At 64.6% G+C, this 21,648-nt stretch carries 19 protein-coding genes; 14 read left to right on the top strand and 5 right to left on the bottom strand.

The features are described from left to right. The first annotated feature begins 108 nt into the window (after positions 1-108). The 4 genes from AAG612_RS02690 to AAG612_RS02675 all read left to right on the top strand — a co-directional run bounded on the left by AAG612_RS02690 (position 109) and on the right by AAG612_RS02675 (position 2,732). Complete coding sequence (locus tag AAG612_RS02690; protein ID WP_342507014.1) at positions 109-618, top strand: DUF6438 domain-containing protein; 510 nt, start codon at positions 109-111, stop codon at positions 616-618. 26 nt (positions 619-644) lie between these two features. After that, positions 645-1,685: a heat-inducible transcriptional repressor HrcA gene (gene hrcA / locus AAG612_RS02685; RefSeq protein WP_342507012.1), complete on the top strand. Its 1,041-nt coding sequence runs from the start codon at positions 645-647 to the stop codon at positions 1,683-1,685. Between the two features lie 23 nt (positions 1,686-1,708). Beyond that, a complete protein-coding gene (gene grpE, locus AAG612_RS02680) occupies positions 1,709-2,326 on the top strand; it encodes a nucleotide exchange factor GrpE (RefSeq protein ID WP_342507009.1) in 618 nt (205 codons plus the stop codon). Positions 2,327-2,426: 100 nt separating this feature from the next. Continuing rightward, positions 2,427-2,732, top strand: a complete 306-nt coding sequence (locus AAG612_RS02675) for a hypothetical protein (RefSeq protein ID WP_342507007.1) — start codon at positions 2,427-2,429, stop codon at positions 2,730-2,732. A gap of 55 nt (positions 2,733-2,787) precedes the next feature. Here AAG612_RS02675 and AAG612_RS02670 read toward each other — a convergent pair whose 3' ends face one another. Genes AAG612_RS02670 through AAG612_RS02660 form a run of 3 tightly spaced genes read right to left on the bottom strand, consistent with a single transcriptional unit; the run spans position 2,788 to position 4,386 of the window. After that, positions 2,788-3,360, bottom strand: a complete 573-nt coding sequence (locus AAG612_RS02670; RefSeq protein ID WP_342507005.1) for a hypothetical protein — start codon at positions 3,358-3,360, stop codon at positions 2,788-2,790. Beyond that, positions 3,357-3,887 carry a vgr related protein gene (locus tag AAG612_RS02665; protein WP_342507002.1) on the bottom strand — a complete coding sequence of 177 codons (531 nt, stop codon included), beginning with the start codon at positions 3,885-3,887 and terminating at the stop codon, positions 3,357-3,359. The genes AAG612_RS02670 and AAG612_RS02665 overlap by 4 nt, the downstream gene beginning before the upstream one ends. 34 nt (positions 3,888-3,921) lie before the next feature. Next, positions 3,922-4,386 carry a copper chaperone PCu(A)C gene (locus AAG612_RS02660; protein WP_342507000.1) on the bottom strand — a complete coding sequence of 155 codons (465 nt, stop codon included), beginning with the start codon at positions 4,384-4,386 and terminating at the stop codon, positions 3,922-3,924. A gap of 175 nt (positions 4,387-4,561) precedes the next feature. Between AAG612_RS02660 and dnaK the strand changes: the two genes are divergently transcribed. Together dnaK and dnaJ are read left to right on the top strand one after the other, a co-directional pair. After that, positions 4,562-6,541: a molecular chaperone DnaK gene (dnaK, locus tag AAG612_RS02655; RefSeq protein ID WP_342506997.1), complete on the top strand. Its 1,980-nt coding sequence runs from the start codon at positions 4,562-4,564 to the stop codon at positions 6,539-6,541. A gap of 85 nt (positions 6,542-6,626) precedes the next feature. Continuing rightward, positions 6,627-7,742, top strand: a complete 1,116-nt coding sequence (gene dnaJ, locus AAG612_RS02650) for a molecular chaperone DnaJ (RefSeq protein WP_342506996.1) — start codon at positions 6,627-6,629, stop codon at positions 7,740-7,742. A 23-nt stretch (positions 7,743-7,765) separates the two neighbouring features. Here the strand turns inward: dnaJ and AAG612_RS02645 are convergent, their stop codons facing one another. Both AAG612_RS02645 and AAG612_RS02640 read right to left on the bottom strand, forming a co-directional pair. Next, on the bottom strand, positions 7,766-9,061 hold the full coding sequence (locus AAG612_RS02645) for a tetratricopeptide repeat protein (RefSeq protein WP_342506994.1): 1,296 nt from the start codon (positions 9,059-9,061) through the stop codon (positions 7,766-7,768). Between the two features lie 131 nt (positions 9,062-9,192). Further along, complete coding sequence (locus tag AAG612_RS02640) at positions 9,193-11,514, bottom strand: patatin-like protein (protein ID WP_342506992.1); 2,322 nt, start codon at positions 11,512-11,514, stop codon at positions 9,193-9,195. 86 nt (positions 11,515-11,600) lie between these two features. Here AAG612_RS02640 and radA point away from each other — a divergent pair, with 86 nt between their 5' ends. The 8 genes from radA (at position 11,601) to rnr (ending at position 21,576) form a co-directional block, all read left to right on the top strand. Then, entirely contained in the window at positions 11,601-12,962 is a 1,362-nt protein-coding gene (gene radA, locus AAG612_RS02635) for a DNA repair protein RadA (RefSeq protein ID WP_342506991.1), read from the top strand. A 25-nt stretch (positions 12,963-12,987) separates the two neighbouring features. Further along, complete coding sequence (locus AAG612_RS02630; protein WP_342506989.1) at positions 12,988-13,551, top strand: CvpA family protein; 564 nt, start codon at positions 12,988-12,990, stop codon at positions 13,549-13,551. 10 nt (positions 13,552-13,561) lie between these two features. Then, positions 13,562-13,999: an iron-sulfur cluster assembly scaffold protein gene (locus AAG612_RS02625; protein WP_342506987.1), complete on the top strand. Its 438-nt coding sequence runs from the start codon at positions 13,562-13,564 to the stop codon at positions 13,997-13,999. Positions 14,000-14,033: 34 nt separating this feature from the next. Beyond that, positions 14,034-15,668: an MFS transporter gene (locus AAG612_RS02620; protein WP_342506985.1), complete on the top strand. Its 1,635-nt coding sequence runs from the start codon at positions 14,034-14,036 to the stop codon at positions 15,666-15,668. Then, the gene (alr, locus tag AAG612_RS02615; RefSeq protein WP_342506983.1) at positions 15,665-16,768 is read left to right on the top strand and encodes an alanine racemase; all 1,104 of its coding nucleotides are present in this window, start codon (positions 15,665-15,667) and stop codon (positions 16,766-16,768) included. Before AAG612_RS02620 ends, alr begins: the two co-directional genes overlap by 4 nt. Before the next feature lie 20 nt (positions 16,769-16,788). Further along, positions 16,789-17,361 carry a polyhydroxyalkanoate synthesis repressor PhaR gene (gene phaR / locus AAG612_RS02610; protein WP_342506981.1) on the top strand — a complete coding sequence of 191 codons (573 nt, stop codon included), beginning with the start codon at positions 16,789-16,791 and terminating at the stop codon, positions 17,359-17,361. Positions 17,362-17,531: 170 nt separating this feature from the next. Then, positions 17,532-19,076 carry a proline--tRNA ligase gene (gene proS / locus AAG612_RS02605; protein ID WP_342506979.1) on the top strand — a complete coding sequence of 515 codons (1,545 nt, stop codon included), beginning with the start codon at positions 17,532-17,534 and terminating at the stop codon, positions 19,074-19,076. 100 nt (positions 19,077-19,176) lie between these two features. Continuing rightward, positions 19,177-21,576, top strand: coding sequence for a ribonuclease R (gene rnr / locus AAG612_RS02600; protein WP_342506977.1), 2,400 nt, complete (start codon positions 19,177-19,179; stop codon positions 21,574-21,576). Positions 21,577-21,648: the final 72 nt, after the last annotated feature.

Genomic DNA, 21,648 nt, shown 5'->3' with positions numbered 1-21,648 from the left:
CCGTGGCCAGCGTCGGTGTTCATCGCCGCTGTTCATCGCCGCTGTTCATCGCTTGGCCAGCGGGCTCGCCGCAAGGAAGCAGGATCACCGTTACGAAAGACATTCGCCATGGTCCGTGCTGCATTGATAGCTTCGTTCGCTCTCCTGCTAACCGCCTGCGCGACCACGCCGACCGCGCCGGATAACTCCGCCACGATCGACTACACCGTCACCCCCTGCTTCGGTTTCTGCCCGTCCTTCGAACTGTCGGTCACCGCCGAAGGCGACGGCACCTACGAGGGTCAGGCCTTCGTGGCCCGACGCGGCGAAGCAAGCTTCATGGCGAGCGACGCGGAATACCAGGCGTTCGCCCGGCGTCTCGCGCCGTATCGTCCGAAAGAATCCGTCAGCTACGGGTACGACAATTGCGATGGGCCGGTGGCGACCGATTCCCCCAGCGTGAAGATCACCTGGCGCGATCCGGGCGAACAGCCGGTCACGCTCGACTGGTACATGGGCTGCCGCCAGCCCGGCCTGACCGAGAATAGCGAGGCGCTGTACAAGGCGTGGCAGGAACTGCCCGTAGACGATCTTGTCGGCAGCGACGAGAACCGCCAGACCTATGGCAGGCTCGAATGAATACGATGCGATCCTAGATTGGCCCTATGACCTCTCCGCCGCTCACCGAACTGACCGACCGTACGCGCGACATCTTTCGCCTGGTGGTCGAACAGTACCTCACCACCGGGCAGCCTGTCGGCTCTAAAACCTTGGCGCAGGGCGGGGCGGTGGACCTGTCGCCTGCGTCAATTCGCAGCGTGCTGGCGGACCTGGAAAGCCTTGGCCTGCTCGCCGCGCCTCACGTTTCCGCCGGGCGCAAGCCGACCGAGAGCGGGCTGCGCCTGTTCGTCGACGGGATGATGCAGATCACCCAGCCATCCGCCGAAGAACGCCGCGCGATCGAGGCGCGGCTGGGCGATCCCGGCCCGCTCGAAGCCCGGCTCGAAGCGGCCAGCGCGACGCTGTCCGACCTCTCGGGCGCGGCAGGCATGGTCTTCGTCCCGACATCGGAGCGGCGACTGGCGCAGATGAGCTTCGTGCCGCTCGATGCGACCCGCGCGCTGGCCGTCCTGGTCGATGCGAACGGGCAGATCGAAAACCGGTTGATCGAGCTGGAAGGCATGGATGCAAGCGCGCTCACCCAGGCTTCCAATTACCTGTCGGCCCGGCTCGCAAGCCGCAGTCTCGGCGAAGCGCTGAGCGATATCGAGCGCGAAATCGCCAGCGGCCGCAGCGCATTGGACGAAGCTTCCGCCAGCCTTGTCCAGCGGGGCATCGCGATGTGGAGCGAGGACGCGGATCGCAGCCCCGTGTTCATCGTGCGCGGGCAGGCCCGGCTGCTCGACGACGAGGCTGTCGGCGATGTCGAGCGGGTGCGCCAACTGCTCGACGAACTGGAAAACAAGCAAGCCGTTGCCGAGGTTCTGGAGCGCGCGCGCGAGGCACAGGCTACGCGGATTTACATAGGCAGCGAAAATCGCCTCTTCGCGCTCAGCGGATCGTCTGTTATCGCCTCTCCCTTTCGCGATCGTGATGGGAACGTCGTCGGTGTGCTGGGGGTTATCGGCCCCACTCGCTTGAACTACGGCCGGATCGTTCCCATGGTCGATTTCACCGCCCAGTCACTGGGGCGACTGACCGGATAACAGGGCAAACTTCACCTAACGATATGCAAGACGAAAACGAACCCAAGGACGAGCCTGTAAAGGATCGCGAAGCGCTGGACGAGGAAGCCGAGAAGGAGCTGGCGGGCGTGCCCGAGCATCTCCGCGACCAGAGCGAGGACGAGGATGACGCCGATAACGGCGGCGATCTGTCCGAAGCGCTGGTGAGCATGAAGGCGGATCTCGACACCGCGCGGCAGGAAGTGCTCTATGCCCGCGCTGAAACGCAGAACGTGCGGCGGCGACTGGAAAAGGACGTTGCCGACACCCGCGCCTATGCGGCGACCGGGTTTGCGCGCGATATCCTGTCCGTCTCGGACAATCTCGTGCGCGCGATCGATTCCATTCCCCAGGAGCTTCGCGATGACGAGAAGTTCAAGGGACTGGTAGCCGGGATCGAGGCGACCCAGCGCGAGCTGGAGCGGGTGTTCAGCCAGCACGGCGTCACGCGCGTCGCGGCCAAGGGCCTGCCGCTCGATCCCAACGTCCATCAGGCGATGATGGAAATTCCGAGCGACGATGTCGATCCGGGCACCGTCATCCAGGAGATGCAGGCCGGATACCTCATCCGCGATCGCCTGCTGCGACCTGCGCTGGTCGGTGTCGCAAAGAAGCCGGACTGATCTCGGCCGGGCAGGGTAGCGGAGCATTTTCCGTCTCTTAATGGAACAAATGACGGCGTTCGGAGCTTTGGATCGCATCAGGTCCAGTGGAGAACCCGTCATGAATGTCCTTAAGTCGAAGACCCGTTTTGCCCTCGTCCCGGTTGCGCTGGTTTCCGCCCTCTCGCTCGGCGCGTGTGCCGAGAATTATGCGGTGGAAGGTGGCGCTGCGGGCGCTGCGATCGGCGCAGGCGTGGCTGCCGTCACCGGCGGCGACATTACGCGCTATGCGCTGGCAGGCGCTGCGGCAGGTTCGCTCGCCGGCTATTTCGTCGACAAGAACGACGGTTGCGACGGTTACGACCGCGACGGCTATCTCGACGAAGATTGCTTCGGCACGCGCGGCTATCCGGCCGACCCGCGCTGATCAGTGCGAGGCGCACGATTATGAAGAGGGCCGTCTCCGCGAGGGGCGGCCTTTTTTATTGGAGGTAGAGCACCAGATAGCGCACGCTCAGCGCCACCAGCAGGATCGCGTGGACCCGCCGGTTACGGACCGCGATCAGCCCGGCCATCATGGCGACGAACAGCACGGTCAGGCCAACCGACTGCACAGTGAGCAGCTGATCACGGACCTCGGGAAGGCTGAGCAGATAGGCCCACTGCACCACGACCAGCCCGATCAGCATCGCCATGATCGTTCGGCAGACGCGAAAATAGTGGGTGTCGAGATTGTTGAACCGGTCGGGATCGGTCGGGAAAACAAGCCGTGCGGCAAGGTAATAGGCGCTCGCAAACGCGACCACCGCCAGCAGGGTTGCTGAATTGACCGAAACCAGATTTTGCACGCTCCACGAGAACATCCAGAACGACAGCAGGTCGAGGATCACGAAGATGGCGAGCAGCGGGGTCAGCCAGCCTATCGAGAATTTCTCGCCGCCCGCATCGCTGGCGAAGCGAAGTTCGAGCGTGCGGCCGAGGCCGGACAATATCTCTACCAGCGAAAGGCCGAGCGCGAGCGCGTAGAGCGCGAAGATGAACTCGAATTCGGTCATGTCTTTGCCCCGGGAAACCGCACTAGCAGATCATAGGCTTCGCGGTTGGCGATCCCCGCCACGCGCACGCCATTCCTCAGCCAGAAGGCGTGCTTTACGATTTCGGCCTGCTGCTCGATCCCGTATTTCTCAAGGCTCCAGCCCGGTCGCAGGCTGTAGTCGTAGCGGCACCAGGGGTGGCGGTGGAGCGGCAAGTACCACTCGCCCTTGGCTTGGGTCTGCCAGACATGCGTCATCTCGTGGATGAAATGGCCCTGCCGGTGGTGGTTTCCGGCCGAAAAATCGTCGCAGTACCCAGCGGCATCGGGATGGAAATGGAGGTGCCCGCGCGGCGCCATGGTGGTGTTCCTGGGTTGGAAGAAGGCCCACTTGCGGCGCCGGATCGTCACCTTGCGATAATCGATCGCGGTGCCGAACACACTGCGCGCCAGTGCCACCTCGCCGCTCGTCAGCTGCCGCTCCCCACCCGCCGGGCAGGGAGCGACTTTTGCCTCATGTGTCTCGGCGTCGATCGGATGATCGGGCACGTTCGTCGATTCCGCTGGCGTCGCTAACTCGCGATCAGCGTTCCGCGTCGGCGGGCATGATTTCGGCTTCGAAATCCATCGTCGATCCGCCCGCCATCGTCAGCGTGACAGTGGTCGAACCACCCGCTTCGAGCGAGGGATCGAGTTCGAATGCCATCACATGCAATTCGCCCGGCTCGAAACTGGTCGTGTCGCCCGGCTGGACGGTGACCACGCCGATCGATCCCATCTCGGTATCGTCGTATTCCATGTAATCGTGCAGTTCCGCGCTGGCCGCGCCTTCCACGTCCGCGCGGCGGACCGAGATCGCCCGGTCGCTGTCGTTCGTAAGCTCGAAATAGACGACCCCCGGATTGCCTTCCACGGCGGGCAGGAACAGGCGCCCTTCGCTCGCGCTGAGCGGCGATGCGGTCTCTTCTGTCTCGGCAGACTCTTCGGAGCATGCGGCCAGAGCAATCGTGCCCAGCACAAGTGCGGTCGCTGCGTAAATCGATTTCATCTTCAATCGTCTCCCTGACTTTTTGTCCCGGCGTACGACTAGGCGCAACCGTCTCTTGTGCCAAGAACAAGCGCACCTATATCCGCGGCTCAACTGAGCTGCCGAGCGCTCTCGCCCTTGGACGGGGATAGCGCGAGGGGCAGTGTCCAACGAAGCCAATAGGATGCGGGGTATCATGGCAAAAGTAATCGGTATCGACCTCGGTACGACCAACTCGTGTGTTGCGGTGATGGATGGCGGCAAGCCAAAGGTCATCGAAAATGCGGAAGGCGCGCGCACCACGCCGTCGATCGTAGCCTTCACCAAGGATAGCGAACGCCTGATCGGCCAGCCGGCCAAGCGCCAGGCGGTCACCAACCCGGACAACACCGTGTTCGCGGTGAAGCGCCTGATCGGTCGCCGGTTCGAAGACCCCATGACCAAGAAGGACATGGAGCTGGTCCCCTACAACATCGTCAAGGGCAACAATGGCGATGCATGGGTCGAAGCGGGCGGCGACAAGTATTCGCCCAGCCAGATTTCCGCCTTCATTCTGCAGAAGATGAAGGAAACCGCCGAGAGCTATCTGGGCGAGAACGTGACCCAGGCGGTCATCACCGTGCCTGCCTACTTCAACGACGCGCAGCGGCAGGCGACCAAGGACGCCGGCCAGATCGCTGGCCTCGAAGTGCTGCGCATCATCAACGAGCCGACCGCGGCCGCGCTCGCCTACGGGCTCGATAAGGACGAGAACAAGACCATCGCGGTCTACGACCTTGGCGGCGGTACGTTCGACATCTCCGTGCTCGAAGTCGGGGACGGCGTGTTCGAGGTGAAGTCGACCAACGGCGACACCTTCCTGGGCGGTGAAGACTTCGACAGCGCAATCGTCGAATATTTGGCCGACCAATTCAAGTCCAAGGAAAACATGGACTTGAAGAGCGACAAGCTGGCCCTGCAGCGCCTCAAGGAAGCCGCCGAAAAGGCGAAGATCGAACTTTCGAGCGCGCAGCAGACCGAAGTGAACCTGCCCTTCATCACCGCACGCATGGAAGGCGGCAGCTCCACCCCGCTGCACCTCGTCGAAACGCTTACCCGCTCCAAGCTGGAACAGCTGGTGGGCGATCTGGTCAAGCGCACGCTCGAGCCGTGCAAGAAGGCGCTCGAAGATGCCGGCCTCAAGGCCGACGGTATCGACGAAGTGATCTTGGTCGGCGGGATGACCCGCATGCCCAAGGTCCGCGAAGTCGTTGAGCAGTTCTTCGGCAAGAAGCCGCATACCGGCGTGAACCCCGATGAAGTCGTGGCCATGGGCGCCGCGATCCAGGCGGGCGTGCTGCAGGGCGACGTCAAGGACGTGCTGCTGCTCGACGTGACGCCGCTTTCGCTGGGCATCGAAACGCTGGGCGGGATCATGACCAAGATGATCGACCGCAACACGACGATCCCGACCAAGAAGACGCAGGTCTATTCGACCGCCGAGGATAACCAGCAGGCGGTGACGATCCGCGTGTTCCAGGGCGAGCGTGAGATGGCGGCGGACAACAAGATGCTCGGCCAGTTCGACCTGGTCGGCATTCCGCCCGCACCGCGCGGCGTGCCGCAGGTGGAAGTGACCTTCGACATCGACGCCAACGGCATCGTGAACGTGTCCGCCAAGGACAAGGGCACGGGCAAGGAACAGCAGATCCGCATCCAGGCCTCGGGCGGTCTTTCGGACACCGACATCGAATCGATGGTCCAGGATGCCGAGAAGTTCGCCGAAGAGGACAAGAAGCGGCGCGAAGCTGCCGAGGCCCGCAATCAGGCCGATAACCTCGTCCACGCGACCGAAAAGCAGGTTCAGGAAAACGGCGACAAGATCGACGCATCGCTCAAGTCCGATGTCGAGGCGGCTATCGCAGAGACGAAGACCGCGCTGGAAGGCGACGATGTCGACGCGATCAATGCCAAGGCGCAGGCGCTGACCGAAGTGGCCATGAAGATGGGCCAGCAGATCTACGAGAAGGAACAGGCCAGCGGCGACGGCGATGCTGCGCAAGGTGGTGCTGCAGCGTCTGCGGACGACGGCGTCGTCGATGCGGAATTCTCCGAAGTCGACGATGCCGCCAGCGACGGCCCGGCACCCGGTGCCGATGCCGATCAGGGCGACAGCGGCGAAGAAGGCCGGGTCTGATAGGTCAGAGACGAAACATGGAGCCGCGCAGGAACTTCACACCTGCGCGGCCCTCGTCTCATGTCCAGAACCGGTGCATTAATTGATGGCTTCCGAACCCGATCTTTATGAATTGCTGGGCGTTTCGCGCGACGCGGACGCAGCGGCGATCAAGTCTGCCTATCGCAAGATGGCGATGCAGTATCACCCCGACCGCAATCCCGGCGATGCCGAGGCCGAAGCGCGCTTCAAGGCAATCGGTGCGGCCTATGAGGTCCTGAAAGACCCGCAAAAACGCGCGGCTTACGACCAGTATGGCCATGCCGCCTTCCAGCAGGGCGGCGGCGGTGGTCGCGGTGGGCACCAGGCCGATTTCGGCGATATCGGCGATATTTTCGAAACGATCTTCGGCAGTGCCTTTGGCGGCATGCGCCAGGGTGCGCGGCGCGGGGCTGACCTGCGCTATGATCTCGAAATTACGCTGGAAGAGGCCTTCCACGGCAAATCCACCACGATCGAGATCGAGGTGTCGCAGCAATGCGACGTGTGCGCCGGATCGGGCGCCGAACCGGGCACCGGCACGCGCAGCTGCAATGTTTGCGCAGGGCACGGCAAGGTCCGCGCGCAGCAGGGCCTGTTCGTCGTCGAGCGACCATGCCCCAACTGCCACGGGCGCGGCGAAGTGATCGAGAGCCCGTGCCGCAACTGTCGCGGAGACGGGCGCGTGGACGCGCCGCAATCCCTATCGGTCGATATTCCGCCGGGCGTCGATACCGGCACCCGCATCCGCTTGTCGGGCAAGGGTGAGGCTGGGCCGCGTGGGGCGCCTTCGGGCGATCTCTACATCTTCATCCACGTTCGCCAGCACACGCTGTTCAGCCGCGAGGGTTCGAACCTGATCGCGCATATCCCGGTCAGCTTCACGACCGCCGCGCTGGGCGGGAAGGTGGAAATTCCCGATCTCGACGGATCGACCAACACGATCGAGATTCCGGCGGGCATCCAGTCGGGCAGGCAACTGCGCCGTCGCGGGGCGGGCATGCCCGTGCTGCAGGGGCGCGGGCGGGGCGATCTCGTGACCGAAATCACGGTCGAGACCCCGACCAAGCTCTCCAAGCGGCAGCGCGAAATACTCGAGGAATTCCGCGAAACCGAGACGGGCGAGGAATGTCCGGAGAGCCGGGGCTTCTTCGACCGGATCAAGGATGCTTTCGGGGCCTGAACCTGCGTCGGCTTGCGAGGTCGTCAGTTTGCAAGAGCCTTCAGGAGATCCATCGTCTCGGAACCCCGCTGTTCGTTGGCCTTGAGCTCGTCAGCCTTCTTCTGCCACACGCTGGCTCTCAGCGGGTTGACCGTTCCACCCATTCCCTCGCGCCAGTAATCGGCGAGGAACTGGGCGGCTTTCGCTGAGCCGCGATTGGCGGCCTCTTCGAACAGCGCAAGGCTCGTGGTCATGTTCTGCGGCACGCCGCGCCCTTCGGAAAACATGAAGGCGAGATCCAGCGTCGCGTCGGCACGCCCGGCCTGATGCGCCATGTAGAGGTACTTGGCGCCTAGATCGAAATCTGTTCCGAAGGGCTGGCCCGCTACCATCGTATGGCCAAGCTTGTACGCGAATGCCATGTCGCCCCCGTCGGCGGCCTGGCTGGCATATTTGATGAACCTGGCACGATCCTGCGGAAACCCGTCATAGCTTCCGACGAGGTACAGGTCGGCCAGCAGTTGTAGGGCCGCCCGGTCGTTCTTCGCCGCCATGCGCTCCAGGATCGGCTTTGCCTTGGCCGTATCCGGGCGGAGAATGAAATAGTCCCTGCTGGCGCTCTCATAGGTCGCGTACCGCGTCAGAGCGGGGCGCTTGATCCCGTTGAGGTAGATGCGCGCCAGCCTGTCCTGCGCGTTGGAATCATCTGCGGCGGCATCGGAGGAAAGCAGGGCGATCGCCGTATTCGCGAACTCGGATCGCTCCCTCTGATATATCCTTGCTGCCGCTTCTCGCTTCTCCATCGATGCGGCGTGGAGTTCCTTCAGACTCCGCTTTTCGCCATCGGCGGTGTTGTCGTAGGAGAGCAGCAATTCGCCCTCGTCACCCTTGCTGCAGATCGAGCAGGTGAAATCGTCCTGCGCCATCCTAGCGTAGCCGATGATGCTGTCGATATCGCCAAGCTTCGCACCCTGGCGGTAGAAATCCAGCGCATCCATCTTCGTGCCTTCGGGCAAGCGCCCTTCGAGCACCATCTTCGCCATGCGATCATAGGCCGGGGCATACCCCGCCTGGATCGCGCCCATGTACATCTTCACGCGGAAGGGCACGAGCTCCTTCGCGGTGAGCCAATCGCCGCCCTTCTGCTTCTGGATCTCGTCGGCCAGCCACACCATCGAGTAGGGATCGCCGTTCTCGGCGCTGACCTGTTTGCGCTTCACGTCGCGTTGCGCGAAGAAATCGGCGATCGCCTGTTCGCTTGTGTTCAAGGGTTCCTGCGCGATACCTGCGCCCGGAGCGCAAAGGGCGAGACAGGCGGCGGCAAGCAGATATCTTCTCATGGCGGGACCTCTCCGGCTGGTGCGATGCACCTCGATCTCGCCGCGAACATATCGCCGCGATCGATGCCGGTGGATGACAATTACCGTTAGGCGGATTTTTCGGCGAACTCGTGTGCGCCCCGGGCGGTGCTTCAGGAATCCCCGACCCGCGACTCGATCTCGGCTTGCAGATTGTCGAGCAGGTCTTCCGAACAGCGGAGCGCCCCTCGCTCTTCCTCGATAATCGCGAGAAAGGCGCGGCGCAGGATGTCACGGCGCTGTTCGAACGGTACGGCGCGGTCGCTGGTCGACAGCACGATGTCGATCAGCCGTTCGCAGCCGTGCAGGCGTCCCCACAGATAGTCGTTCTCGCGATAGGCGCGGCTGAAGAAGGCCCCGAAGTCGTAGAACTCAATGCCCCGCAAGGTCGCCGAGGCTCCGCCTTCGCGGATCGCCTGCGCATCTTCGGGGCTGATCCGGTCGACCTTGACCGGCTCGAACTCGTTCATCCCTTGCGTGCCGAGGATAGGCAGCGTTGCGACGTCGTAGAATGGAAAACCGAGATAGGCGTACATCATCCGCCGCCGCAGCTCGCGCGGCATGTCGCTCAATGCGCTGGCGAGCGCGGCTTCGGAGCGCGTATCTAGCTCCATCAGGTTGCGCTTTTCGGCAATGTAATCGAGCACTGCGCCCGGATCGGCGACCGCCTCGCGCGCAATCGCGGCGAATTCGGAATCCATCGGCGTCAGCCCGTCACGCTCGAAATACTCCGCGAGGATGGAATAGATCGCCTCGCGCGCACGATCGAGCGCGTCGTTGGGAATGTCGGGGTCAGCCTCCCAGTCGCGCGCCGTCCGCCGGGCGAGCAGGCGCAGACGACGGATGCGAAAGGCAAGATCGAAGCTGCGGAAGAACTCGATGGCTTCCTTGCTCGCGCCACTGCCCGAGCCAACCAGGCTTTCAAGGCCGCGTTCGCGTAAAGCGTCGCGCAGGCGCAGCGCGATCAGCTGTCTGTCGGCCTCGGCCTCCTTGGGGGCAGCCCGCTTCACCAGATCGGCCAGACGCTCGACGATGCCGATGAACTTGAGCTCGGCATAGCCCGCGAAGGTATAACCCGCCTGTTCCGCGGCCGCATGCTGCGCCTTGCCCCGCCAGTTGGCGAGCCGCCTGGGCGTGGGCCGATCGAAGAACACCGTCCGGTCGAACAGTTTCTCGACTGCACCTTCCACCTGGGGACGCAATTCGGCGATCATCGATTGCAGCCGCGCTGCATGACGCGACTGTTCGGCGATGGCTTCCAGATTGTCGCGGATCGGCTGTTCGCGGGGGAGGGTGGAGAGCGAGCCGAAGATGTTCTCGAAGAACCCGACCTTCGCGCGCATCCGGTCTTCGTCGCGTTGATAGCGATCGGGCCGGGGGTCGATATAGGCAAAGCGCCGCTCCACCTCGCGTACCGCGGGGCGCCCGCGCAGCGCGTCGATCGCGCCTTCGAAGGGGCGATTCACCAGCACCGATCCGTCGATCAACGAGACGCCATCGACCCTGCCGGCTTCGAAATGGGCAGGCATGATCCGCCGCAGGAAGGCCTCGCGATTGCTCCAGTCGCGCTCGTGCGTGTCGGCCAACGCGTCGATCTCGCCCACCTGCAGCGGCGGGAACGCGCCGGGGAAACTGGCGGTGGCGCGCGCCGCGAGCGTCAGCTCCAGCGGGTCGGCCAGCCAGGCGCCGGATACCTCGGGCGTCTTGGCGGTGAAGCCGATCGGCATGCGATGCTCACTCTCCTGCACCACCGGCGGGCTGTTGAGCCGCAGCGTGGAGAGATAGCCGTGGAAATCGGTGGTCGGTACATAGAGGTCGAGCGGGTGGCCCGGCGGCAGCAGCGGTCCGTCGGCCAGCGCGCCGTCCATCGCCTCCAGCGCTTCGATCAGCATCGCCGACATGGTCTCGCCCGAGAATGGCGGCTGGAACCAGCGCCCGCGCATCAGCTTCGAGACCTTCTCGCGCACTTCGGCGCGGGTTTCGGGCGCGACGCTTTCGGACACGAGGTTGCCGGGCCGCCGCAGCACAAAATTCGCCAGCGGCTGCGCCCAGACCTTGGCGAAGCGCCAGCCCATGCGAGCGTCTTCGGCGGTCAGCTTGTCGATGTCTGCATTCTCGAGCCACATCGTCGTGAGCGGTTCCAGCGAGCGGCCCGAAAAGATCGCCTGCGCGAGGAACACCGCATTGATCCCACCCGCGCTCGCCCCGCTGAGAATATCGGGCAGCACGCGCAGGCGCAGATCGTGCTCGTCGGCGAGCATGTCGAACACGTCGCGATAGGCACCCGCCACGCCGCCCATCGCGGGCGCTTCGGAATGGAAGGCGCGGCTCGCCCGGGCGAGGTTCCACACCTCCTTGGTCACGCCGTGCATGTACACCGCAAGGCTGACCCCGCCGTAGCAGACCAAGCCGATCCTCAATTCCTTCTGGCGCATGCCCGCATGCCTAGCGGTGGAAGCGGTGGGAAAGCAACTTGCGTTCCGCAAATGTTCCACCTAACTCCCCGCCTTAAGGAGAAGGCATGGCAAAGCCCAAGAAACGTTACGTCTGCCAGAATTGCGGATCGGTCTCGTCGCGCTGGCAGGGGCAGTGTGCAGACTGTTCGGAATGGAACACGCTGGTCGAGGATGCGCCTGCGACCGTGTTCAGCCAGAAGCATGATCTTTCGGGCGGGGGACGGCGGCTGGAATTCGTCTCGCTGTCCGACGCGGTGGAGCCGCCGCAGCGCGAGACGACGGGCCTCAAGGAATTCGACCGCGCGCTGGGCGGCGGGCTGGTGCCCGGCGCGGCGATCCTGATCGGCGGCGATCCCGGCATTGGCAAGTCGACTCTGCTGCTGCAGACCGCGGGGGCGGTGGCGCGGCGCGGGGCCGATGTCGTCTATGTCAGCGGCGAGGAAGCCTCCGCCCAGGTGCGCCTGCGGGCCGAGCGGCTGGGGCTGGCCGACGCACCGGTGCGCCTCGCCTCCAGCACCAACGTGCGCGACATCCTGACCACGCTGGGCGCGGGCGATCCGCCCGACCTGCTGGTCGTCGATTCGATCCAGACGATGTATTCCGACACGATCGAAGGGGCGCCCGGCACGGTCAGCCAGGTGCGCGGCTGCGCCTTCGAGCTGATCCGTTATGCCAAGGAACAGGGCACCGCGCTGGTGCTGGTCGGCCATGTCACGAAGGACGGCAACATCGCGGGGCCGCGCGTGCTCGAACACATGGTCGACGTGGTGATGAGCTTCGAGGGCGAACGCAGCCACCAGTACCGCATCCTGCGCGCGCTCAAGAACCGCTACGGCGCGGTCGACGAGATCGGCGTGTTCGCGATGGCGCAGGAGGGTCTGGAGGAAGTCGAGAACCCGTCCATGCTGTTCCTCTCCGGGCGCGACGCGCCGCTGGCCGGCAGTGCGGTGTTCCCGGCGATGGAGGGCACGCGCCCCGTGCTGGTCGAGATCCAGGCGCTGATCGTGAAGCTGCAATCGGGCGCGACCCCGCGCCGCGCGGTGGTGGGGTGGGATAGTGGCCGCCTCGCGATGCTGCTCGCGGTGCTCGAATCGCGCTGCGGGCTCAATTTCAGCGCGGCGGAGGTCTATCTCAACGTCGCGGGCGGATACCGGCTGGCGGACCCGGCGGCGGATCTTGCGGTGGCCGCCGCGCTCGTCTCGGCGCTGGCCGACCGAGCGCTGCCCGATCGCTCGGTCTGGTTCGGCGAGGTTTCGCTGGCAGGAGAAATTCGACCGGTGGCCCATTCCGGGCTGCGCCTGCGCGAGGCGGCAAAGCTCGGTTTCGAAAGTGCGCATGGCCCGATAAGGGAAGAAAAAGCTTCACCAGGCATTCAATTCGGTGGATTTAGGCATCTCGCGCAGCTGGTGGATCGCGTGATGCGATAGGCAAAACTGAGGTACGAACGCGCCAATGACTGGGTTCGACATCATTGTCCTGCTGATCGTCGCCGTGGCGGCGGCGGGCGGCTTCATGCGCGGTTTCGTGCAGGAAGTGCTTTCGCTCGCCGCGTGGATTCTCGTGATTCTGGCGATCCAGAACCTGCACACGCCGCTGCAGCAATTCATCGAACCGCGCTTCGGCACGCAGACGACCTCCGCGATCCTCGCCTTCGCGCTACTCCTGTTGATTCCCTACGCGGCGATGAAACTGATCGCTTCGCTGGTCGGCGGCAAGGCGCGCGAATCGCTGCTCGGCCCGCTCGACCGGGTACTCGGTTTCGGCTTCGGCGCGATCAAGGGCGCGATCATCGCGGTGATCGGCTTTTCGCTGCTTGTGCTCGGTTACGATACGGTGTGGGGCTACGAAGGACGACCGAGCTGGATCGTGACCGCGCGGACCTACCCCTCGATCAATGCCGGGAGCGAGCAGATGGTCTCCTTCATCCGCGATCGCCGGGCTGCCCTGCGCGCCGAGGAAGGCGAGCAACAGGATGACGAGACGCGCGCCGTGACCAGCGAGTCGGCATCCGAATAGCTCCGATCGCGTGACCAAGCTCTACACACCCGAAATCCTCGCCCTCGCGGTCGAACTTGCGGACCATCCGCGCCTCGGCGCGCCCGATGTCAGCGCGGAAGTCCGCTCGCGCACCTGCGGCGGCACCCTGACGCTCGACCTGGCGCTGGACGATGCGGGCCGGGTCGATGCGCTCGGCATGCAGGTGTCCGCCTGCGCCATCGGGCAGTCCGCCGCCGCGATCTTCGCGCGCGAGGCACGCGGGCGCGGGCCCGAAGAGATGCTCGCCGCGCTCGGCGAGATCGAGACCTGGCTGGCGGGCGAGGCCAAAAACAGAGGCGATACGCCTCGCTGGCCCGGCATTGCGATACTGACTCCGGCAAGCGGCTATCCCGCGCGCCACGGTGCCATTCTCCTCCCCTGGAAAGCCGCGGTCGAGGCGCTTTGCAAGGAGGCAGCGCCGCGCTAGATTGCGCAAAAAACCGGAGGGGGAAAATCGATCGATGAGCGCGTCCGACGTCGCCGCCACTCACCGTGAACCGACGGAAAAGGAAATCCGTCTGGTTATCGCCGCAAGCTCTGCGGGCACGATCTTCGAATGGTACGATTTCTTCATCTACGGGACCCTTGCCGGGCTGATCGGCGCGGCGTTCTTCCCCAGCGGGAACGAGACGCTGCAGATCCTGCTGGTTTGGGCCGGGTTCGCCGTCGGTTTCGGTTTCCGGCCGCTCGGCGCGATCCTGTTCGGCTTCCTGGGAGACAGGTTGGGTCGCAAGTACACCTTCCTCGTCACGGTCACGCTGATGGGTGTCGCCACCGCAGGGGTCGGCCTTATCCCCGATGCCGCCACAATCGGCCTTGCCGCACCGATCATCGTCATCGGCTTTCGCATCCTGCAGGGCCTCGCACTCGGCGGAGAATACGGCGGCGCGGCGATCTATGTCGCCGAGCATGCGCCGCCCGAGAAGCGCGGCTTCTACACCAGCTTCATCCAGGCGAGTGTCGTCGGCGGCTTCGTTCTCTCGATCGCGGTCGTGCTGACCTGCCGCGCACTGATCCCGCCCGAAGACTTCGCCGCATGGGGCTGGCGCGTGCCGTTCCTGCTGTCGATCATCCTGCTGGCCATTTCGCTGTGGATGCGGCTCAAACTATCCGAAAGCCCGGTGTTCCAGGCGATGAAGGCGGCGGGCGAGACTGCCAGTAACCCCTTCGTCGAGAGCTTCACTTTCCCCGGTAACAAGCGGCGCATCTTCGTCGCGCTGTTCGGCATTACCGGCGTGCTGACGACGATCTGGTACACCGCGTTTTTCAGCGGCCTGTCGTTCCTGCGCGGGCCGATGCGGGTGGACGAGGGGGTAGTCGAATGGATGCTGCTCGTCGCCGGGCTGATCGCGATGAGCTTTTATATTGTCGTCGGCCGCTGGTCCGACCGGATCGGGCGCAAGGCACCGATCATTCTGGGCGGGGGACTTGCGCTGATCCTGCTGTTCCCGGTGTTCTGGGGGATGGGCCAGCTCGCCAATCCGGGGCTTGCCGAGGCCGCGGAGCGTACGCCGGTGGTCGTGACCGGGCAGGACTGCACGCCTGATCCCTTTGCCGAACTGTTCGGGCGCGAACAGAGCGATTGCGGCAAACTGCTCGACACGCTGACTTCCAGCGGCGTGCGCTACGACCTGCGCGATGGCGAGCGGCCTGGAGTGACCGTGGGCGGCGAGGCCGTTTCGCTGCCCGGTGCGTGGTTCGATGATGGGGCCGCATTGCGCGAAGGCGTCCGCGCGTCGCTGACCCAGCGCGGGTTCGATTTCTCCGTGCAGACCCCGCCGATGGGCAACATCATCGGGATCGTGGCGCTGCTGCTGGTGATGGGGATGCTGTCCGCGCTCACCTACGGGTCGGTCGCGGCTTTGCTGTCGGAGATGTTTCCGCCCAGGATCCGCTATTCCTCGATGTCGATCCCCTATCATATCGGCGCGGGCTATCTCGGCGGTTTCCTGCCGCTGATCGCGGGGATCATCGTGGCGCGCAGCGGGGATATCTACGCAGGCCTGTGGTATACGTGGATCGTGGTCGCTTTCGGCGTCGTCGTCGCATGGTTTGGCTTGCCCGGCGGGCCACCACGTGATTTTGAGGAACGGTGACTACGCAACCTCCACCACCGACGCTTCGCCTTACCATCGACACCCACGCGCTCGCCGCGAACTGGCGCGCGCTCGACACGCTGTCGGGCAGCGCGCGGGCGGGGGCGGCAGTGAAGGCGAACTGCTACGGCCTCGGCGTGGACCTGTGCGTTCCCGCGCTGGTCGAGGCGGGCGCGCGCGATTTCTTCGTCGCGCATTGGAGCGAGGTTGCTCCACTGCTCGACCACGTGCCGCCTTCGCAGGTGGGCGTGCTCCACGGGCCGATTAACGCGCAGGAGGCGCACTACGCCAAGGCGCTCGGCGTGCGGCCGGTCATCAACTCGCTTCACCAGGCGCGGTTGTGGAGTGAGGCGGGCGGCGGCGCCTGCCACCTGATGGTCGATACCGGGATCCACCGGCTCGGCCTGACACCGTCCGAACTGGACGACGCGAGCGTGGCGAAACTGGACGTCCAGGTGCTGATGTCGCACCTGTCTTCCGCCGATGAGGATTCGCCCGCCAACGCGGCACAGCTCGCCGCCTTCCGCGCGGCGCGGGCGATGGTTTCGCATCGCGAGACAAGCATTGCCAACAGCGCCGGCATCGCGCTGGGCGCGGATTTCCAGTGCGATCTTACCCGCCCGGGCCTTGCACTTTATGGCGGTGTGCCGTCCGCCGGCCTGGCCGGGCACATACGCCAGGTCGCCTATCCGCAGGCTGCGATCATCCATGTCCGCGAACTCAAGGCAGGCGACGCGGTGGGCTATAATCGGGAATTCACTGCGCCCGCGCCGATGCGCGTCGGCACGGTCTCGCTCGGCTATGCGGACGGATTCCTGCGCAGCTGGGGCGCGCGCGGCTATTTCCGCCACAAGGGCCGCCCGCTCCCGCTGCTCGGCAAGGTCTCGATGGACATGGTGGTGGTCGATCTGGCGGAGGCGCCCGAAGCCGGGGTCGGCGACTGGCTCGACGTGCCCTATTACCTGCCCGATGCGGCGCAGCATTCCGGACTTTCGCAATACGAGTTGCTGACCGGGCTGGGCCACCGCTTCGAACGGAGTATCGCGCTGGATTGCGCAGAGGATGCTGCGAATGCTAAGGATGATGCTGCGCAGCATTAATCCGGAGCCGCACGACCCCCATGGCCAGTAAGAAACACGTGGATGGCGAACCCATCGTCATCAAGAAATACGCCAACCGGCGCCTCTACAACACCCACACGTCAAGCTACATCACGCTCGATGATCTCGCGAAGATGACGCGCGAGGGGCTGGATTTCACGGTCGTCGATGCGAAAAGCGGTGATGACATCACCCATGCCATCCTGACCCAGATCATCGTCGAGGAAGAGGCGCATGGCGAGCAGATGCTCCCGGTCAGCTTCTTGCGCGACCTCATCTCGATGTACGGCAATTCGATGCAGTCGATGATGCCGAGCTACCTCGAAGCGAGCATGGCGAATTTCCGCGCCAATCAGGAGAAGATCGCCGAAGCGTGGAAGAGCGGGATGGCAGGCAATCCTTTCGCCAAGATGGCCGAAACCAACCTGGCGATGATGCGCGCGGCGACCACCGCGTTCACCGGGCAGGGGGCACCGACCAGCACCAGCGGCCGCACCGCCGAGGGCAAGTCTGACGACACCGCGCAGGAGCTTGCGAGCATGCGCGATCAGATGGCCGCGATGCAGAAAAAGCTCGACGAGCTGGGTAAGTAGGAAAACGAACGCCCCGCTCGCCCCCGCGAATGTCGGAAGCGTGGCGGGGCATTGCCCAATGGCCGTCTTTGTCGTTAGGGGTCGGCATCCGAAGAAAAAGCAGTGCTTCGACCACGATCGGCGCGAACAGTGCGGGTCTGGCGGCACTCACTGTGCAAGGCAAAATCCAAGTGTCCAAGATCCGTCACGCCCTGTCCGTCACCCGTGAAGCCGATTTCGCCGCCTGGTATCAGGCCGCCATTGCCGAAGGGCAGATGGCCGAAGAGTCCGGCGTGCGCGGGTGCATGGTCATCAAGCCGTGGGGTTACGGGATCTGGGAACGCATCCAGCGCCTGCTCAACGACCGGATCAAGGCCACGGGCCACGACAACGCCTATTTCCCGCTGTTCATCCCGCTCTCCAATTTCGAGCGTGAGGCCGATCATGTCGAAGGCTTCGCCAAGGAAATGGCGGTCGTCACCCACCACCGCCTGATTGCGGACGGGAAGGGGGGGTTGATCCCCGATCCCGAGGCAAAGCTGGAAGAGCCGCTGGTGGTGCGGCCGACCTCCGAAACGATCATCGGCGATGCGATGGCGCGCTGGGTGCAGAGCTGGCGCGACCTGCCATTGAAGCTCAACCAGTGGGCCAACGTGGTCCGCTGGGAAATGCGCACCCGCATGTTCCTGCGCACCAGCGAATTCCTGTGGCAGGAAGGGCACACCGCACACGCCACTCCCGAGGAGGCGAAGGAGCACACGCTGACCATGCTCGAAGTCTACCGCGCGATGGCCGAGGAAGATCTCGCGCTGCCGGTGATCGCGGGCGAGAAGCCCGAGCATGAACGCTTCCCCGGCGCGGTCGAGACATGGTCGATCGAGGCGATGATGCAGGACGGCAAGGCGCTGCAGGCGGGCACCAGCCACTATCTCGGCACCAATTTCGCCAAGGCCTCGGGCATCAAGTACCAGGCGCAGGAAGGCGGCGAGCAGTTCGCGCACACCACGAGCTGGGGCGTTTCCACCCGCCTGATCGGCGGCGTCATCATGGCGCACGGTGACGATGATGGCCAGCGCGTGCCGCCGCGCATCGCTCCGTGGCAGGTGGTGATCCTGCCCATGCTGCGCGGCAACGACGACGATGCTCCGCTGATCGAATATTGCGACGGCCTGCGCGCAACGCTTACCGGCCAACAGGCGCTGGGCGAGCCGGTGCGCGTGCTGCTTGATACCAAGCCCGGCAAGCCTGCGCAGAAGCGGTGGGACTGGGTCCGCAAGGGCGCGCCCATCATTATCGAGGTCGGCGGGCGCGATATGGAGAACGGCGTCGTCACGCTGATCCGCCGTGACCAGCTGTGGGACATCGAAACGGGCAAGCTGAACTCGCAGGCGCCGACGCGCGAGGTCGCGGGCCAGACGATCCCCGGCGTGCTCGGCGATATCCAGCAGGCTCTGTTTACGCAGGCCGCCGAACGTCGCGATGCCAATATCGCGACCGGGATCGACAGCTGGGACGGCGTGGTCCAATTCTTCGCCAACAACGGCAAATATCCCGGCTGGGTCGAAGTGCAGTGGTCGAAACCGACCGGCGATGCGCTGGAACAGGTGGTCGAGAAGCTGAAGGTCGAAAAGCTGACCGTGCGCAACGTGCCGCGCGACGCCACGCCCGCAGACGGCACCTGCATCTTCACCGGCGATCCGGCTGTGGAGCGGATCTACGTCGCCAGAGCCTATTGATCTCAAATCGTCGGCCCGGGGTGACGTTGTGCTTATCGATCCGGGGGCATAACTCCGCGGCGGGATAGCGCAGGGGGGTCCGTGCGTTTAAGCCCCCATCATGGCGAAAAAACCAAAAAACATGCCCAAGGGCCTGCCGACGCAGAAGCAGGTTCTCGAATTCATCGAAACGTCCGACAGCACGGTCGGCAAGCGCGAGATCGCCAAGGCCTTCGGGCTGAAGGGGCAGGAAAAGATCGCGCTCAAGAAACTGCTGAAAGACATGGCCGAGGAAGGCCTGATCGACGGCAAGAAAACCGCCTTTCACCGGATGGGCGGCTTGCCCAAGGTAACCGTGCTGCGCGTGGTCGAAATCGAGGATGGCGAGCCTGTCGCCGTGCCCGAAAAGTGGGAGCCGGACGATGGTGCGAAGCCGCCTCGGCTGACCGTGATCGAGAAGAGCCGTGGCCGCGGCTCCAAGGGCATGCCCGCGCTCAAGGTGAATGACAGGATCCTAGCGCGCACCGAAGAAACGCCCAAGGGCTGGCGCGCGCATCCGATGAAGAAGCTGCCGCAGCGTACCGAAGGGCTGATCGGCGTTGTCGAGAAGGATGGGCGCGGCAAGTTCTGGCTCGCGCCGGTAGACAAGAAGGTGCGCAATTCCTCGCCCATTTCCGATGTCGGCACGGCCGAGGAAGGCCAGCTGGTCTCTGCCGAACCGACCGGGCGCGGCCCGCGGGCAGGGGTCCGCGTGACCGAAGTGCTGGGCGATCCGCTCGCCCCCAACAGCTTCTCCATGATCGCCATCGCCAAGCAGGGCATCCCGACGGTCTTCCCCCAAGAGGTGCTGGACGAAGCGCAACTGGCGGCCAAGCTGCCGGTGACGACCGACAAGCGCGAGGATTTGCGCGATATCCCCATAATCGCGATCGATCCGGCGGATGCGCGCGACCACGACGATGCGATCTGGGCGGCGCCGGACGAGAGCGACGCCAACCGGGGCGGCTTTCGCGTCATCGTCGCGATTGCCGATGTGTCGCATTATGTGCGGCCAGGCAGCGCGCTCGACCGCGAGGCGCGCAAGCGTGGCAACTCCGCCTATTTCCCCGATCGGGTGATCCCCATGCTGCCCGAAGTGCTGTCTGCCGATGTGTGCTCGCTGAAATCGGGCGAGGATCGCGCGGCGATGGTCTGCCACATGACCATTTCGGCGCAGGGCAAACTGCTCGACCGGCGCTTCACCCGCGCGGTCGTGCGGATTGCCGAGGTCATGGCCTACGAAGAGGCCCAGCGCCGGATCGACGAGAATGCCGGGGACGAACGGCTGGACAACCTGTGGAAAGCCTGGGGAGCACTGTGGAAAGCACGCGAGGTGCGCGATCCGCTCGACCTCGACCTGCCCGAGCGTCGCGTCATCCTCGACGAGGAGGGCGGGATCAAGGAGATTGCCATCCGCGAGCGGCTCGATGCGCACCGCGTGGTCGAGGAATTCATGATCGCGGCGAACGTCGCGGCGGCCAAGGCGCTCGAAAGCAAGAACTCGCCGGTCGTCTATCGCGTTCACGAGCAGCCGAGCCGCGAGAAGCTGCTCGCACTGAAGGAATATCTCGGCACACAGGACAAGAAACTGGCGCTGGGGCAGGTCATCACGCCCACGCTGTTCAACCGCTTCCTGAAAGACGTCTCGGACGAGCAGGAAAAGGCACTGCTGATGGAGGCGGTGCTGCGCACGCAGACCCAGGCCTATTACGGGCCCGAAAACCAAGGGCATTTCGGGCTATCGCTGGGGAGTTACGCGCACTTCACCTCGCCGATCCGTCGCTATGCTGACCTGCTGGTGCATCGGGCGCTGGTCGATTCCTTCGGGCTCGAACAGCCCAAGCCAAAGTCCAGGCTGCCAGAGAGCAGCGGCCTGAGCGAGACCGACCGCGACGATCTGGGCAAGATCAGCGAAGTGATCAGCCGGACCGAACGCCGCGCGATGGAGGCCGAACGCGATACGATCGACCGCTATGTCGCCGCGTGGCTCGCAGGCCGCGTGGGCGAGAATTTCGAAACGCGCATCACGGGCGTGCAGAATTTCGGCTTTTTCGCGACGATCGTCGGGCTGGGAGGCGACGGCCTCGTCCCGATCTCGACCATCGGCGACGAATATTTCCATTACGACGAGGCCGCCAAGGCACTGGTCGGCAGTGACACCGGCACGCGTTACGAAACCGGGCAGCGGCTGGAAATGAAGCTGGTCGAGGCCAATCCGCTCACCGGCGGCATGCGGTTCGAGGTGCCCGGCGGCGATGCCTCGAAGGCGCGCGAAGGCCGTCCGTTGCGCAGCAGGCCGAAGGGTTCGCCACGCGGCGCATACAACAAGGGGGAGCCGAAGAAGGACGGTCCCAAAAAGGGTGGCCCCAAGAAAGCTGGCCCCAAGAAGGATGGCCTCCGCAAGGATAAGGCGGGCAAGCACGCGGTCGGCAAGCGGGGGCGCCCTGGCAATATTCGCCATCAGGGACGCGGCAAGAAATAGCACTCCGGGTCCGGGAGCAAAGGCGGGGGATACGGGACCAAAGGCGGTGGGTGCGCGGCGGAACGCGCCCGG

The organism is Citromicrobium bathyomarinum (assembly GCF_038594605.1).
Taxonomy (GTDB): domain Bacteria; phylum Pseudomonadota; class Alphaproteobacteria; order Sphingomonadales; family Sphingomonadaceae; genus Alteriqipengyuania; species Alteriqipengyuania bathyomarina_B.
The sequence above is the reverse complement of the archived record's forward strand: the minus strand, read 5'-3'. Positions and strand labels throughout refer to the sequence as shown.

Coding starts and splice junctions, on each gene's coding strand:
- rnr (WP_342506977.1), top strand. CDS start 19,177: ATGGCGAAAAAACCAAAAAACATGCCCAAGGGCCTGCCGACGCAGAAG.
- dnaK (WP_342506997.1), top strand. CDS start 4,562: ATGGCAAAAGTAATCGGTATCGACCTCGGTACGACCAACTCGTGTGTT.
- AAG612_RS02630 (WP_342506989.1), top strand. CDS start 12,988: ATGACTGGGTTCGACATCATTGTCCTGCTGATCGTCGCCGTGGCGGCG.
- AAG612_RS02620 (WP_342506985.1), top strand. CDS start 14,034: ATGAGCGCGTCCGACGTCGCCGCCACTCACCGTGAACCGACGGAAAAG.
- AAG612_RS02670 (WP_342507005.1), bottom strand. CDS start 3,360: ATGACCGAATTCGAGTTCATCTTCGCGCTCTACGCGCTCGCGCTCGGC.
- phaR (WP_342506981.1), top strand. CDS start 16,789: ATGGCCAGTAAGAAACACGTGGATGGCGAACCCATCGTCATCAAGAAA.
- AAG612_RS02690 (WP_342507014.1), top strand. CDS start 109: ATGGTCCGTGCTGCATTGATAGCTTCGTTCGCTCTCCTGCTAACCGCC.
- AAG612_RS02660 (WP_342507000.1), bottom strand. CDS start 4,386: ATGAAATCGATTTACGCAGCGACCGCACTTGTGCTGGGCACGATTGCT.
- AAG612_RS02645 (WP_342506994.1), bottom strand. CDS start 9,061: ATGAGAAGATATCTGCTTGCCGCCGCCTGTCTCGCCCTTTGCGCTCCG.
- hrcA (WP_342507012.1), top strand. CDS start 645: ATGACCTCTCCGCCGCTCACCGAACTGACCGACCGTACGCGCGACATC.
- AAG612_RS02675 (WP_342507007.1), top strand. CDS start 2,427: ATGAATGTCCTTAAGTCGAAGACCCGTTTTGCCCTCGTCCCGGTTGCG.
- AAG612_RS02640 (WP_342506992.1), bottom strand. CDS start 11,514: ATGCGCCAGAAGGAATTGAGGATCGGCTTGGTCTGCTACGGCGGGGTC.
- grpE (WP_342507009.1), top strand. CDS start 1,709: ATGCAAGACGAAAACGAACCCAAGGACGAGCCTGTAAAGGATCGCGAA.
- dnaJ (WP_342506996.1), top strand. CDS start 6,627: ATGGCTTCCGAACCCGATCTTTATGAATTGCTGGGCGTTTCGCGCGAC.
- radA (WP_342506991.1), top strand. CDS start 11,601: ATGGCAAAGCCCAAGAAACGTTACGTCTGCCAGAATTGCGGATCGGTC.